At 74.6% G+C, this 13,661-nt stretch carries 11 protein-coding genes; 4 read left to right on the top strand and 7 right to left on the bottom strand.

What is annotated here, in order from left to right:
• The first annotated feature begins 178 nt into the window (after positions 1 to 178).
• The gene (locus Pdca_RS28525) at positions 179 to 1,078 is read left to right on the top strand and encodes an aldo/keto reductase (RefSeq protein ID WP_085912649.1); all 900 of its coding nucleotides are present in this window, start codon (positions 179 to 181) and stop codon (positions 1,076 to 1,078) included.
• Here Pdca_RS28525 and Pdca_RS28530 read toward each other — a convergent pair.
• Positions 1,029 to 2,615, bottom strand: a complete 1,587-nt coding sequence (locus Pdca_RS28530; RefSeq protein ID WP_085912648.1) for a PucR family transcriptional regulator — start codon at positions 2,613 to 2,615, stop codon at positions 1,029 to 1,031. The genes Pdca_RS28525 and Pdca_RS28530 overlap by 50 nt on opposite strands.
• A gap of 124 nt (positions 2,616 to 2,739) precedes the next feature.
• Here Pdca_RS28530 and Pdca_RS28535 point away from each other — a divergent pair, with 124 nt between their 5' ends.
• Positions 2,740 to 4,779, top strand: coding sequence for a hydantoinase/oxoprolinase family protein (locus Pdca_RS28535; RefSeq protein ID WP_085912647.1), 2,040 nt, complete (start codon positions 2,740 to 2,742; stop codon positions 4,777 to 4,779).
• A complete protein-coding gene (locus tag Pdca_RS28540; protein WP_085912646.1) occupies positions 4,776 to 6,740 on the top strand; it encodes a hydantoinase B/oxoprolinase family protein in 1,965 nt (654 codons plus the stop codon). Before Pdca_RS28535 ends, Pdca_RS28540 begins: the two co-directional genes overlap by 4 nt.
• 60 nt (positions 6,741 to 6,800) lie before the next feature.
• On the opposite strand, the gene Pdca_RS28545 is transcribed toward Pdca_RS28540, so the two are convergent.
• Positions 6,801 to 8,213, bottom strand: coding sequence for a PucR family transcriptional regulator (locus Pdca_RS28545; RefSeq protein WP_085912645.1), 1,413 nt, complete (start codon positions 8,211 to 8,213; stop codon positions 6,801 to 6,803).
• A gap of 117 nt (positions 8,214 to 8,330) precedes the next feature.
• Here Pdca_RS28545 and Pdca_RS28550 point away from each other — a divergent pair, with 117 nt between their 5' ends.
• Positions 8,331 to 9,581 carry an aminotransferase family protein gene (locus Pdca_RS28550; protein WP_085912644.1) on the top strand — a complete coding sequence of 417 codons (1,251 nt, stop codon included), beginning with the start codon at positions 8,331 to 8,333 and terminating at the stop codon, positions 9,579 to 9,581.
• Positions 9,582 to 9,585: 4 nt separating this feature from the next.
• Here Pdca_RS28550 and rimI read toward each other — a convergent pair whose 3' ends face one another.
• From rimI to alr, 5 genes are read right to left on the bottom strand one after another with little or no spacing between them, the layout of a single operon-like run.
• Positions 9,586 to 10,053: a ribosomal protein S18-alanine N-acetyltransferase gene (gene rimI, locus Pdca_RS28555; protein WP_179956587.1), complete on the bottom strand. Its 468-nt coding sequence runs from the start codon at positions 10,051 to 10,053 to the stop codon at positions 9,586 to 9,588.
• Positions 10,050 to 10,748 carry a tRNA (adenosine(37)-N6)-threonylcarbamoyltransferase complex dimerization subunit type 1 TsaB gene (gene tsaB, locus Pdca_RS28560; RefSeq protein ID WP_085912643.1) on the bottom strand — a complete coding sequence of 233 codons (699 nt, stop codon included), beginning with the start codon at positions 10,746 to 10,748 and terminating at the stop codon, positions 10,050 to 10,052. Before tsaB ends, rimI begins: the two co-directional genes overlap by 4 nt.
• 11 nt (positions 10,749 to 10,759) lie before the next feature.
• Positions 10,760 to 11,236 (bottom strand): tRNA (adenosine(37)-N6)-threonylcarbamoyltransferase complex ATPase subunit type 1 TsaE, encoded by a 477-nt coding sequence (tsaE, locus tag Pdca_RS28565; RefSeq protein WP_174824400.1) that lies wholly within the window; start codon positions 11,234 to 11,236, stop codon positions 10,760 to 10,762.
• Positions 11,233 to 12,453 carry an alpha/beta fold hydrolase gene (locus tag Pdca_RS28570; RefSeq protein ID WP_232021257.1) on the bottom strand — a complete coding sequence of 407 codons (1,221 nt, stop codon included), beginning with the start codon at positions 12,451 to 12,453 and terminating at the stop codon, positions 11,233 to 11,235. The genes tsaE and Pdca_RS28570 overlap by 4 nt, the downstream gene beginning before the upstream one ends.
• A complete protein-coding gene (alr, locus tag Pdca_RS28575; RefSeq protein WP_232021738.1) occupies positions 12,450 to 13,646 on the bottom strand; it encodes an alanine racemase in 1,197 nt (398 codons plus the stop codon). Before alr ends, Pdca_RS28570 begins: the two co-directional genes overlap by 4 nt.
• Positions 13,647 to 13,661 lie beyond the last annotated feature (15 nt).

A 13,661-nucleotide genomic window follows, 5' to 3' on the forward strand; every position in this document is an offset into this window, starting at 1 on the left:
AGCAGCGCCCGCGTACGCCCTCCCGCCCCGCCGTCGCGGGTGCCGGGGCGACAGGTGTCCGTCGCGCGCATTGGCACTCTACTCATGAGAGTGCCAGAACCGCGACGGGGGCTCAACCGGTTCTTCACCCGCGCGTGGCACGAAGATCGGTGCAAGCCGGAGGGTAGCGTCCACAGCCGTGGCTGACCTGGTTCTCGGAGCGAACGTGTTCGGCTGGACGGCGGACCGGGACACGTCGTTCGCGGTGCTGGACGCGTTCGTCGACGCCGGCGGGACGATGATCGACACCGCCGATGCCTACACCCGGCCGGACCCCGGCCGGTCCGAGACGATCCTCGGCGAGTGGATGCGGGCCAGGGGCAACCGGGACACGCTGCACCTGGCCACCAAGGTCGGCGCGCAGCCCGGGCGCACCGGGCTCTCCGCAGCGAACATCGCGGCCGCCGCCCGCGAGTCGCTGAGCCGATTGGGCACCGACCGGATCGACCTCTACCACGCACACCGCGACGACCCGGACACCGCGCAGGAGGAGACCCTCGACGCGTTCGACGCACTCGTCCGCGAGGGTCTGGTCCGGGAGATCGGCGCGTCGAACTTCTCCGCGGAGCGGCTGCGCTCGGCACTGGAGATCTCCGGGCGCGACGGGCTGACCGCCTTCACCGCGATCCAGCCGCACTACAACCTGATGGAGCGCGACGACTTCGAGCTCGCGCTGGCGCCACTGGCGGAGTCCGACGAGCTCGCCGTGTACCCGTACTACGGCCTGGCCAAGGGGTTCCTCACCGGCAAGTACCGCCCCGACTCGCCGGCTCCGGAAGGGCCGCGCGCCGAGGGCGCCACCGCCTATCTCGACTCCCGCGGCCGCGCCGTACTCGCCGGACTGGACGAGATCGCCGCCGGATACGGCGTCCCGGTCCCGGCCGTCGCACTGGCCTGGCTGGCCGCACAGCCGTCGGTCACCGCGCCGATCGCCAGCGCCCGCACCCCCGAGCAGCTGGCCCAGCTGCTGCCGATGCGGACACTCGCGCTCACCGACGACGAGCTGCGGCTGATGGCCTACCTGTCGGCGACGAGCTGACCGGCGGCACGTCCCGGAGTCCCTCGATCTCGTCGCGGAACGCGAGGTAGAGGTCGGCGACCGTGGACGCCGCGGCGATCCGCGAACCGAGCAGCGACTCCACCTTCCGCAACCGGTACCGGACGGTGTTCGGGTGCAGCCGCAGGCGCCGGGCCGACGCCCCGACGTCCTGGTCGCAGGCCAGGTAGGCGACGACCGTGTCGAGCAGGTCCGGCGCGCGGGCCAGCCCACCGAACTGACGCTCGAACCGGTCGGCCGCCCGCGGATCGCCGTACCGGGTCGCCGCGAGCCAGGTCGCGTAGCTCACCTCGTCCAGCCGGACGAGGCCGCCCCGCCCGGTCTGCCGGGCGAGCCGATGTGCGGTACCCGCCTCCTCCGCCCGCTCCGGGCAGACGGTCAGGTCGGTGAAGGGACCGCTGGCACCGACCGCACCGGTCGCCGCGGCGGACTCGAGCCAGCGCGCCCCCGGCTCGTCGTCGGCGAGCAACGCACTCGCGCCGGCGCCGGACTCCGTGGGATCGGGATCCGCACGCACCAGCAGCCTGGCCGGTTCCTCCGGCCGGCCGATGGACTCGTACCGCGATCCGGGCCGGGACGGCTCCGGAGCGTCCCAGCGCACCATCCGCAACGACTCCCCCGGGCGGAATCCGAAGGTGCGCAGCCGTTCCCACGTCTGCCGGACCCGCGACGACGGCAATCCGGCCAGCAGCGCGGAGAGCAACCTGCCTGCCTCCAGCCGTTCCTGGTCCGCGGTCAGCACCCGGACGCTGCTCGCCGCGGCGAGCACCCGCCCCGCGGTCCGGAGCAGGTCGTCGCCGAGGTCGTCGAGCACCCGGGGCTCCCGCGACGCGATCACCAGGTGGTAGTCGGACGGCCCGATCCGCAGCGCGCGACGGCGCACGTCCCACCGGCCGACGGTGAACGTGCGCGCCCCGCCCGCGAGCTCGTCCGCGATCAGCCGGAACGGCGCCGAGCCGGTCGCCGCCACGGTCCGCCCCGACGCGTCGAACAGGGCCGCCGAGCCGCGGGCGAGCGCCCCGAGCCGTTCCATCAGCGCGTCGGTCGGGTCGGTCGAGACCAGCGCCGCGAGCAGGTCGTCCTGCAGCCAGACCGTCCGCCGCAGCAGGTAGCTCTCGTCGGCGAGCACCCCGCGGGTGACCGCCTCCTCGATCCGCGTGAACGGGACCTCGGGATCCACGGTCAGCACCGGGATCCCCTGCTGCGCTGCCGCCCGGCGCAGGCCGGCCGGGACCTCGTCGAACACGATGCCGGTCCCGAACCCGATCGCCGCGATCCGCGCCCCGGCCAGCTCCGCGGCCAGCTCCGTCCACCGCCGGTCGTCCGGCGCGGCCGCCGCCAGCCGCAGCCCGGTCGTCAGCATCAGCGTCCCGGGGCGCAGCCACCGGGCCGCGTCGGCGATCTCGATCGAGTGCGCACCCCGGACCGGCACGTCCAGATCGGGATCACCGAGCGGAGCCAGCCCGAGGCCGGGCTCGGCGACCAGCAGGCGCAACGTCAGCGCACCCGATCCGCTCATGGGCCGTCCTCGTGCGATTGGACAGAAGATGGAGCTCCCGACTGTAGATCCGACAGTGACGAGCGGAAAGTGCACCGGTCAGAGTGGGCCCCGTCACGGGACGTGCGGAAGCGACGGAGGACCGATGAGCAGACAACGGGTCGCGATCGACGTCGGGGGAACCTTCACCGACGTCTGTGTCTTCGACGAGGACGGGCACGACGTGCAGGTCACGAAGGTGCCCTCGACCCCGGACGACCCGATGCGCGCCGTCCTCGACGGTGTCGCCCGCGGCGGGATCGACCTGCGCCGGGTGTCGCTGTTCTCGCACGGCACCACGGTCGCGACGAACGCGCTGATCACCCGCAGCTTCCGGCCGGCGGCGATGGTCACCACCCACGGTTTCCGGGACGTCATCGAGATCCGCGACGGGACCCGCGACGACCTGTGGGACGCCTACGCCGACGTCGCGCCCCCCTACATCCGCCGCCGCGACCGGTTCGAGGTGCCGGAACGGGTCGACCACGCCGGCCGGATCGTCACCCCGCTCGACGAGCCCGCCGCCCGCGAGCTCGCCCGGCTGCTGCGCCGGCGCGGGGCGCAGACCGTCGCGGTCTGCTTCGTCAACTCCTACGCCAATCCGGTGCACGAGATCCGGATGCGGGAGATCCTCGAGGAGGAGCTCCCCGGGGCGTCGGTGTCGACCAGCGCCGAGATCCTCCCGGAGATCTTCGAGCACGACCGGTTCACCACGACGGTCGCGAACGCCGTGCTGGCCCCGCTGGTCAGCGGCTACGTGAGCCGGCTGGCCGAGGAGCTGCGCGACGGCGGGTACACCGAGGACCTGTTGCTGCTGCACTCCGGCGGCGGGTCGATGACCCCGCGCACCGTGGAGCGCTATCCGGTCCGGCTGGCCGCCAGCGGGATCGCCGCGGGCGCCATCGCGGCCCGGCACGTCGCCGTGCAGTGCGGGTTCCCGGACGCCATCGGCCTCGACATGGGCGGCACCAGCACCGATCTCTCGCTGATCCACGGCGGCTCGCTGCGGATGACCAAGGAGTGGTCGGTCGAGTTCGGGTACCCGATCATCTTCCCGTCGATCGAGGTACTGACGATCGGCGCGGGCGGCGGATCGATCGCGCACATCGACGACGCCGGGTCGCTGCGCAACGGGCCGCAGTCGGCGGGCGCCGACCCGGGGCCGGCCTGCTACGACGGCGGCGGGCAGCTCGCGACCAACTCCGATGCGAACCTGCACCTCGGCAGGCTCGGGCGGTCGCTGGCCGGTGGCGCCAAGGAGCTGCGGCCGGACCTCGCCGAGAAGGCACTGCGCAGCACGGTCGCCGATCCGCTCGGCCTCGACGTGGACCGGGCCGCGGAGGCCGTGCTGGAGGTCGCGAACGCCAACATGGCCGACGCGGTCCGGCTGATCTCCATCCGTCGCGGCTACGACCCGCGCGGCTTCGCGCTCGTCGCGTTCGGCGGGGCCGGTGGCCTGCACGGCGCCGAGATCGCCCGTGAGCTGAACATCCCCACCGTGATCGTCCCGCCCAATCCCGGCGTCACCTCGGCGCTGGGCTGCCTGCTCGTCGACATCCGGCACGACCTGTCCGCCATGTTCGGCGGCCGCACCGACGAGATCGACGCCGCCGACCTGGAGGACGCGTTCGCCGGGCTGGAGTCCGAGGCCACCGCCCGGATGCACGCCGAGGGCGTCGCCGACGCCGACGTCGTCCTGCAGCGCACGGTCTCCATGCGCTACCTGGGGCAGTGGCGCTCGCTGCAGGTCGACTGCGGGCGCGACGGCGACGCGCTCGGCGAGGCGGTGGCGCGGTTCCACGAGCAGCACGAACGCGAGCACGCGTTCCGCCGCGACGACACCCCGGTCGAGATCTACCAGCTCGGCCTCACCGCGATCGGCACCACGCCGAAGCCGTCGTTCCCCCCGCATCCGGTGGCGACCGGCGAGCCGGAGCCCGACCGCAGGCGGCCGGTGCACTTCGCCGGATCGGGTTGGGTGGACACCGCCGTGTACGACCGGGACGGGCTGCGCACCGGACACACCCTCGACGGCCCCGCGGTCGTCGAACAGCTGGACTCGACGACCCTCGTCCCACCGGGCAGCCGGGCCGAGGTCGACGAATGGCTCAACATCCGTATCCGGATCGCCGGAGGTACCCCATGAGCAGCCGGACCCCGGGCGGACTCGACCCGGTGACCTTCGAGGTCCTCAAGAACGCCTTCGTCACCGCGGTCGATCTGATGAGCGAGCAGATCATGCGGACCTGCTACTCGTTCGTCATCTACGCCCGCGACTTCTCGTCGGCCCTCTGCGACGCCGAGGGCAACACCGTCATGCAGGGCAGCGACGACATCGCCGTGCACGTCGGAACGCTGCACTTCCAGTGCAAGGCGGTCCTGGAACAGTTCGGCGACGACATCCACCCCGGTGACGTCTTCGCCGTGAACGACCCGTACCGCGGCGGCACCCATTTCAACGACGTCAGCTTCATCCGGCCGATCTTCGTCGGCGACGAGATCATCGGGTACGCGCAGAACAAGGGGCACTGGGCCGACATCGGCGGCTCCGTCCCGGGATCGTTCGACGTGAACGCGGGCGAGCACTTCGGCGAGGGATTGCGGATCCCGCCGCTGCGGGTGTGGAGCCGGGGACACCGGCTCGACGACGTCGCCCAGCTGCTGGTCTCCAACACCCGCTCGCCCTACAGCGCCGAGGGCGACCTCAACGCACAGGCCGAGGCGACCTCGGTGTGCGAGCGGGAGGTGCTGCGGCTGGTCGAGCGCTACGGCCGGGACACCGTGGTGGCCGCGATGGCCGGCGTGCAGGACTACGTGGAGCGGCTCGTGCGGGCCCGGCTCGCCGAGCTGCCGACCGGCACCTGGGAGACCGTCGACCACCTGGACGCCGATCCGGGCGCCGGGGAGGGGCTGATCCCGGTCCGGATCCGGATGACGATCGACGGCGACGGCGTCCACTACGACCTGAACGGCAGTGCCCCGGTCGTCTCGACGTTCCTGAACTCGGGCTACGGGACGACGTTCTCCGCGCTCTACGCGGGCACCAAGACCTTCTTCCCCGAGGTGCCGCTGAACTCCGGCTTCTACCGGGTCGTGCGCGGAGACATCGGCCCGGAGGGGACGGTGGTGAACGCGGGCTGGCCGTACGCGGTCACCGGGTTCTGCTCGGGGCCCTACGAGAAGCTGATGAACGGCCTGTTCGAGATGTGGTCCTCGGTCATGCCGGAGCGGGCCATGGCCTGCGCGTTCAACCTGGAGTACCTGCTGATCGGCGGCCGGGACGCGCGCACGGCCGATCGGCCGTTCTTCATGTGGTACGACTGGATGGCCGGTGGCTGGGGCGCCCGTTCGTCCAAGGACGGACCGAGCGCGACCGCTCCCGTCTTCGGCCCCGGGCTCGCGGTGCAGCCGGTCGAGGGCCAGGAGCGGCTCTCCCCCGTGCTCATCACCGAGCACCGGATCGTGCCGGACTCCGGCGGTCCCGGCCGGTATCGCGGCGGCTGCGGGCTGGAGAAGGGCGGGACGCTCACCGACTGCGCGGGCACGGTCATGTCCTACTGCTGCGACCGCTCCCGGTCGGTCACCTGGGGGATCGAGGGCGGGCTGCCGTCGGTGCCGCACGGGGTGTGGCTCAACCGGGACTCCGACGAGCCGCGGTTCCTCGGCGCGACCTTCTCCGGTGTACAGGTCGAGCCCGGTGACACCTTCACCCGGCCGTCCGCGGGTGGCGGCGGGCTGGGCGATCCGCTGGACCGGGACCCGGCGGCCGTGGTCGAGGACGTGATCGACGGCTACGTCTCGCTCGCCGGCGCCGAGCGCGACTACGGCGTCGTGGTCCGCGCCGTCGATCCCGAGCTCGACCGGTACGAGATCGACGCCGAGGCGACCGGCGAGGCCCGGGATCAGATCCGCTCGGCCCGGCGCGGCTGGCTGGAGGCCGATCCGGCCGACGTCGCGCGTCGCTACCGGGACGGTGAGCTGGACACCGCCGATCTGGTGCGCCGCTACGGCGTCATCGTCGACTGGGGCACCGGCGAGCTGCACCCGGACACCACGGCCGAGTACCGGGAGCTGCTGCGGCGCCGGGCCGTCGCGCACTGGACCTGATGATCACGGATCGGGAACCGGGACGTTCGCTCACCGATCGGTCCGGTTCCCGATCCGTGATCACCCCTCGGCCAGCAGCGCCAGATAGATCCCCGCCAGCACGGCCGGGTCCCGCAGGTCCCCCACCAGCGCCCGCACCCGGCCGAGCCGGTGCCGGACGCTGTTCTCGTGCACGTGCAGCGCCCGCGCGGTCGCGGGCACGTCCTGGCGGTGCGCCAGCCAGGTCCGGACCGTGTCGAGCAGGGTCGGATCCAGCGGCGCGAGCAGCCCATCGGTCAGCTCCGCGGCCCGCTCGTCACCGATCTCGATCACCATCCGGTCCAGGACGCCGAGGTCCCCGGCCCGGACCGGCCCCCCGCCGGTCAGCGCCGAGCGGCGGGCGGCGAGCCGGGCGTTGCGGTGGCCGGGCCCCAGCGGCGCACCGGCCACGACGACGGCCGATCCCGCCACCGGCAGCGCACCGGAGGGCGTCCCCTCCCCGACGACGGCCACCACCGCGCCGTCGAGCTCGCCGAGCAGGTAGGGCGCGCGCAGACCGTCCAGCGTGCGCTCGGCGTCGGCGAGCACCGCCCCGGTGACCAGCACGAGCACCGTCCGGTCCCGGTCGGCGGCCGGGCCGGTGCGCCCGGCGTCCGCTCCGTCCCCGGCGACCAGCCGGCTCAGCTCGGCGGCCCGGTCCCGGCGCCGGCGGGCCGCGTCGTCGTCCCCGGCCGCGGTGAGCCCGCCGAGCAGCCGCGCCACGAGTGTCACCGCCCGCACGATCAGCGGGACCGGCGCCGCTCCGCGCGACGCCCCCGCCACCAGCCAGGCCCGCAGCTCACCACCCGGCCGGACGGCGGCGGCGAACAGCCCGTCGGCGTCCACCACCTCGACCGGTGGCCCGGTGACGGCGAGCCCGCGGAACCGGGTCCAGCGTTCCGCGGCACCGGCCCGCCCGGACGCCGGATCGGCGGCGAGCACCGACCCGTCCGGCCGGTGCAGCGCGGCCCCGCAGCGCAACGCGCGGGCGAGCCCGTGCACCAGAGCCTCCTGTGGCTCCGGCCCGCCGAGCAGGCCGGTCAGCGTGTCGGTGATCGCGGCCGACCGGCGGAAGGTGTCCCGGTCGCGGTCCAGCACGGCCACGTCGACGGCGCGGACGATCTCCCGGAACGGGGTCGCCTCCGGCACCGCGAACAGCGGCAGGCCCCGGCGGTCCGCCTCGTCGACCAGCTCGGCCGGGATCGCGTCGTGCACGATGCCGATCCCGAAGCCGAGCGCGGCGACGTCACCGTCGGACAGCTCCGCGACCAGCTCCCGGTACTCGGCCGGATCGCCGAGCCGCAGCCCGGTGGTCAGCAGCACCCAGCCCGGCGGCAGCCAGCGGGTCGGCCGGCCGATCTCGACGACGTGCGCGCCGAGCACCGGGCGCCGCCGGCCCGGCACCACCGTGACGAGCCCGAACTCCTCGCGGTCGAGCAGGTCGTCGAGATCCACACCCTTGTGGATAACACAACCGAGCCGTCCACAGGTGTGGATCCACCGGGATCCGGCGGCCGATGTTCGGGGCTAGCGTCGGAGGTGAGTCCCCGCCCCCGCCGAGGAGGTCCGCCGATGTCCGCGTTCTGGCATCCGTTCGCCGCCATGCACTCCGTCCGCGACAACCCGGTGACGATCACCCGCGGCGAGGACGTCTGGGTCTACGACGACGCGGGAACCCGCTACCTCGACGGCACCGCGAGCCTCTGGTACGCCAACGTCGGTCACGGCCGGCGGGAGATCGTCGACGCCGTCGCCGAGCAGCTCGGGCGGCTGGAGGCGTACTCGACGTTCACCGACTTCACTAACGAGCCCGCCGAGCGGCTCGCCGACGAGATCGCCGCCCGCGCCCCGCTCGACGGCGGCAAGGTCTTCTTCACCAGCGGCGGCGGCGACTCGATCGAGACCGCGGCCAAGCTCGCCAGGGAGTACTTCGGCGCGATCGGCGAACCGCAGCGGACGGTGCTGCTGCACCGTGAGCACAGCTACCACGGCACCCACGGCCTGGGCACCTCGCTGGCCGGCATCCCGGGCAACCGGCTGGCCGGGCCGTTCGTGCCGGACGTCGTGCAGACCCCGTGGGACGATGCCGCCGGCCTGGAGAAGGCGATCGTCGATCTCGGCGCGGAGCGGGTCGCGGCGTTCTTCTGCGAGCCGGTGATCGGTGCGGGCGGCGTGCTGCCGCCCCCGGAGGGCTACATCGAGGCCGCCGCCGAGGTCTGCCGCCGGCACGGGGTGCTGTTCGTCGCCGATGCCGTCATCTGCGGGTTCGGCCGGCTCGGCGACTGGTTCGGGGTGGAGCGCTTCGGGGTCCGCCCGGACATCGCCGTGTTCGCCAAGGGCGTGACGTCGGGCTACCAGCCGCTCGGCGGGATCGTGGCGTCCGAGCGGATCGCCGCGCCGTTCTGGGACACCCCTGGCCGGATGTTCCGGCACGGCCAGACCTACGCCGGTCATCCCGCGGCGTGCGCCGCGGGCAGCGCGACGATCGCCCTGATGGAGCGGGACGGCCTGCTCGCCAGGGCGGACGAGCTGGAGCCGCAGCTGCTGGAGCGGCTGCGGGGGATCGCCGACCACCCCCTGGTCGATCACGCGCGCGGGGGCACCGGTGTGCTCGGCGCGCTCGCGTTCGATCCGGAGCGGCTCGCCGGGGCACCGGACCTGCCGCAGCGGGTCTTCCGCGCGGCCCGCGAGCGCGGTGTGCTGATCCGCCCGATGGGCTCGGCCGTCGGCTTCTCCCCGCCGCTGACCACCACGGCCGAGCACCTCGACCTGCTCGCCGAGGTGACCGCGGCCGCCCTGGACGACGTCGCCGCCGGCCGGTAGCCGATCAGTCGCCGCGCCGGTCGCGGCGCATGGTGTGCGCGTCGGCGCCGGAGGGGCGGTAGTAGCGCTTGCGGATGCCGACGATCTCGAAGCCGTGCCGCTCGTACAGCGTGCGGGCCGGCTCGTTGTCGGTCCGCACCTCCAGGAACACGGTGGCGCGCAGCTCGTCGGCGACCTCCAGCAGCTTCGCCAGCAGGGCCCGGCCGATCCCGTGCCGCTGCCAGGCCGGGTCGACGCCGATCGTGTGCACCTCGGCCTCCGCCTGCGGCGGCCCGGCGACGATCGCGAGCCCCGCGTAGCCGACCAGCCCGGCGTCCGTGCGGGCGGCCAGGTAGGCCTGTCCGGAGGTGACGGCGTCCCGGAACGCCTGCGCGCTCCACGGGTCGTCGCCGGCGAACAGCAGCTGCTCCAGCTCCGCACAGCGCTCGGCGTCGGCCCGGTAGAGCGGCCCGATCGTCACGGTCGTGCTCATGCGGTGACGCGCTTGCGGCCGGTGGGCTCGACGGCGTCCGGGCGGCGCAGGTACAGCGGCTCGAGCGGTTCGGGCTCCCGGCCGGCCCGCAGCGCGGCCGCGGCAACCCCGGCCAGGCCGGCCGGCGTGGGAGCGGCGGGACCGGTGATCGCGACGCCGAGCCGGTCGGCGAACGCCGGGTCCCCGACGACCGTCCCGATCGCGAGCTCGCCGAGCCGGTCGGCCAGCCTCTCCGGCGGTTCGACGGCGGGACCGCTGAGCCGGCGGGCCGCCGGGTCGTAGGCCGCCCAGTACACCTCGCGGCGGCGCGCGTCGGTCACCACGAGCAGGTTGCCCGGCCCGCCCTGCGGATGCTCCGCGCCCGGCTCGTCGATCCCGGCCGCGGCGAGCGCGAGCGCGTCGTGCGAGCAGACGCCGTGCACGGCGACGCCGAGCGCGTGCCCGAGCGCGGCGGCCGAGGCGATCCCGACCCGCAGCCCGGTGAAGGGCCCCGGCCCGACGCCGACGACGACGGCGCCGACCTCGGACAGCGTCCGCCCGGTCTCCGCGCACAGCGCGCGGACGGCGGGCATCAGCAGCTCGCCGTGCCTGCGACCGTCGTGCGCGCGGACGGCGAGGGCCCGCGGGCTGTCCGCCAGCGAGACCAGGCCTGCGGTGACGACCGGGGTCGCGGTGTCCAGGGCCAGTACCAGCACGGTCGGCCAGCCTACGGGCGTGCGGTGCGGCGCAGCGTGGCGACCCTGGTCTCGTCGTCCCGGCGTTCCAGCACGACCTCGACGGCGCGCTCGGTGAGCCGGTCGGCGACCCCGATCCCCCACTCGACGGCGACGACCGCCCGGTCCAGCTCGGTGTCCAGGTCGAGATCGTCGAGCTCGGCGGCGACGTCGACGGAGCCGTCGGGGCCGCCCAGCCGGTAGGCGTCGACGTGCACCAGCGCCGGCCCGTCCCCGGACGCCGGGTGCTCGCGGGCGATCACGAAGGTCGGCGAGGCGACCTGCCCGGTCACCCCGAGGCCGCGGGCCAGGCCCCGGACCAGCGCGGTCTTGCCCGCGCCGAGCGGACCGGCCAGCAGCAGCACGTCCCCGGCGACGAGCTCGCGGCCCAGCTCCTCGCCGAAGCACTCGGTGTCGGCGACGGTCGGCAGCTCCCGGCGCACCGCGGCGGCACCCGCCGCGGGGATCATTCGTGCCCCTTCCGCTTCGCCCGGCCGGCCCCCCGCAGGACGCCGGAGCGCCGCCGGGGCCGGGACCCCGCGTCGCCGGCTCCGGGGACCCGGTCCGGGCCGTGCTCGGGACGCCTGCGCCGGAACCCGCCACCACGGGTGCGTTCCAGGCTCCGCCCGATCAACGCGTCCAGCTCGGCGTCGACCTTCTCCGGCTGCTCCAGCATCGGCACGTGCCCGACCCCGGGCAGCCGCACCAGCCGCGCGGTCGGGATCGCGTCGGCGATCACCTCGCTGTGCCGGTAGGGGATGATCCGGTCGCCGTCACCGGCGAGCACCAGCACCTCGGCGCAGCACAGGCCGGGCAGTGCCGCGAGCCGGTCGTGCGTGCCGAGGGTGTCGACGAAGTCGGTGAGCGCACCCACCGCGTTGGAGTCGATCATCGTGTCGACCAGGTCGACCATCCGCGGATCGACCTGCCGGTCGCCGTAGGCGAACCGCTTGGTGATCGCCCAGATGATGTCGCCGAGCGCGCGGCGCCCGGTCTCGACCAGGCCCGGCTGCCAGGCGGCGAGCCCGCCGAGCGTGCGGATCACCGGGTTGCGGCGGGACAGGAACGTGCCCGGCAACCCGGACGCCGCCATCTCCCCCGCCGACGTCGACACCAGCGCCACCGCGGCGACCCGCTCGTGGAACAGCTCCGGATGCTGCTCGGCGAGCGCCATCACCGTCATGCCGCCCATCGAGTGCGACACCAGCACCAGCGGCCCCTCCGGGACCAGCGCGCGGATCACCGCGTCGAGATCACGGCCGAGCTGGTCGATGGTGCAGCTCTCCTGCGGCGCCCGCTCGGAGCGGCCGTGGCTGCGCTGGTCGTAGAGCACCATCCGCACCGACGGATCGGTCATCCCGGCCAGGAACGGGCGCTGCTCCTGCCAGGTCCGCCGGTCCAGCGCGAAGCCGTGTACGAGTACGACGGTCACGGCGGGCTCGGACCCGTCGGCGGGCGCGACCTCCTCGCAGGCGAGGCGGATGCCGTCGTCGGCCATCACCGAGCTCTCCTCGCCGATCCGGCCGGGCGAGGGCGTACCGCCGTGCTCGGCCATCTCGGTGGCCAGGCTGCGCCGCGCCGAGGCGATCTTGCGGCGCTGCGCGGCGACCCCGGCACCGGCGGCGGCACCCGCCGCGCCGACCAGGCCACCGGCGATCCCCGCGACCGTCCAACCCCTGCGGCTCACGCCCCTCCTCCGTCGCGCACCGTCCGCCGTACCCGGCCCTTGATCCCGGTGACGATCTCGTAGTGGATGGTGCCGAGCTCGTCGGCCCACTCGCGGGCGGTCGGCCCGTCGGCGGCGCCGGTACCGAACAGCTCCACCGGGTCCCCGACGGCGACCTCGAGCGCACCGGGCGTCCCGCAGTCGACGACGAACTGGTCCATGCACACCCGCCCGGCGACCGGCCGGATCGTGCCGCCGATCCGCACCCGCATCCGGCCGCGGTCGTTCCCGCGGCGCGGGACGCCGTCGGCGTAGCCGAGCGGGACCAGCGCCAGCACCCGCGGTCCGGTCGACACGAACTCGTGGCCGTAGGACACGCCCTCGCCGGCCGGGACCGTCTTCACCAGCGCGACCCGCCCGCGCAGCGTCATCGCCGGGCGCAGCGGGCTGTCCGCCGGTTGCGCGATCGGGTCCAGGCCGTAGGCGGCGATCCCGGTCCGGACCAGGTCGAGGTGCAGGTCCGGGCGGGTCAGCGTGGCCGCGGAGTTGGCGAGGTGGCGCAGCGGGGCGAAGCCGCGGGCGCGGACGTGCGCGACGGCCTCGTGCAGCCGGGCCGCCTGGGCGTCGATGCTCGGGTCGCCGGGCTCGTCGGCCCGGGCCAGGTGCGACCAGACGGCGGTGAGCTCGGCGGTCCCGTCGGCGGCGGCCACCTCGGCGTCGTCGACCAGGCCGGCCCACTCGCCGGGCGGGCAGCCGTTGCGGCTGAGCCCGGTGTCGGCCTTGAGGTGCAGCCGGACCGGCCGGCCCGCGGCGCGGGCACCGGCGAGCACCGCGGCGAGATGCTCGCGGGAGGACACCGACAGCTCCACCCCGGCCGCGACGGCGGCGGCGAAGTCCTCGTCGGGCAGGTGCAGCCAGCTCAGCAGCGGCGCGTCGATCCCGGCGGAGCGCACCGCGAGTGCCTCGTCGAGGGTCGCCACACCGAGCCGGGTCGCCCCGGCCGAGAGCGCGGCCCGTGCGACGCCGGGTGCGCCGTGGCCGTAGCCGTCGGCCTTCACCACGACCATCGTCTCGGCGCCGGAGCGCGCCGCCGCCCCGGACAGCAGTGCGACGTTGTGCCGCACGGCGTCCAGCTCGATCAGGGCCTCGGCGCGCGGTCCGCCGGCCGGTGGTGTGGCGGTAGCCGCACCGGGCACGGGTTCGGTGGCAGGCAGCACGGTCCGATCATC

This window comes from Pseudonocardia autotrophica (genome assembly GCF_003945385.1).
Lineage (GTDB): Bacteria > Actinomycetota > Actinomycetes > Mycobacteriales > Pseudonocardiaceae > Pseudonocardia > Pseudonocardia autotrophica.

Coding starts and splice junctions, on each gene's coding strand:
- Pdca_RS28550 (WP_085912644.1), top strand. CDS start 8,331: ATGTCCGCGTTCTGGCATCCGTTCGCCGCCATGCACTCCGTCCGCGAC.
- Pdca_RS28535 (WP_085912647.1), top strand. CDS start 2,740: ATGAGCAGACAACGGGTCGCGATCGACGTCGGGGGAACCTTCACCGAC.
- tsaE (WP_174824400.1), bottom strand. CDS start 11,236: ATGATCCCCGCGGCGGGTGCCGCCGCGGTGCGCCGGGAGCTGCCGACC.
- Pdca_RS28530 (WP_085912648.1), bottom strand. CDS start 2,615: ATGAGCGGATCGGGTGCGCTGACGTTGCGCCTGCTGGTCGCCGAGCCC.
- Pdca_RS28540 (WP_085912646.1), top strand. CDS start 4,776: ATGAGCAGCCGGACCCCGGGCGGACTCGACCCGGTGACCTTCGAGGTC.
- rimI (WP_179956587.1), bottom strand. CDS start 10,053: ATGAGCACGACCGTGACGATCGGGCCGCTCTACCGGGCCGACGCCGAG.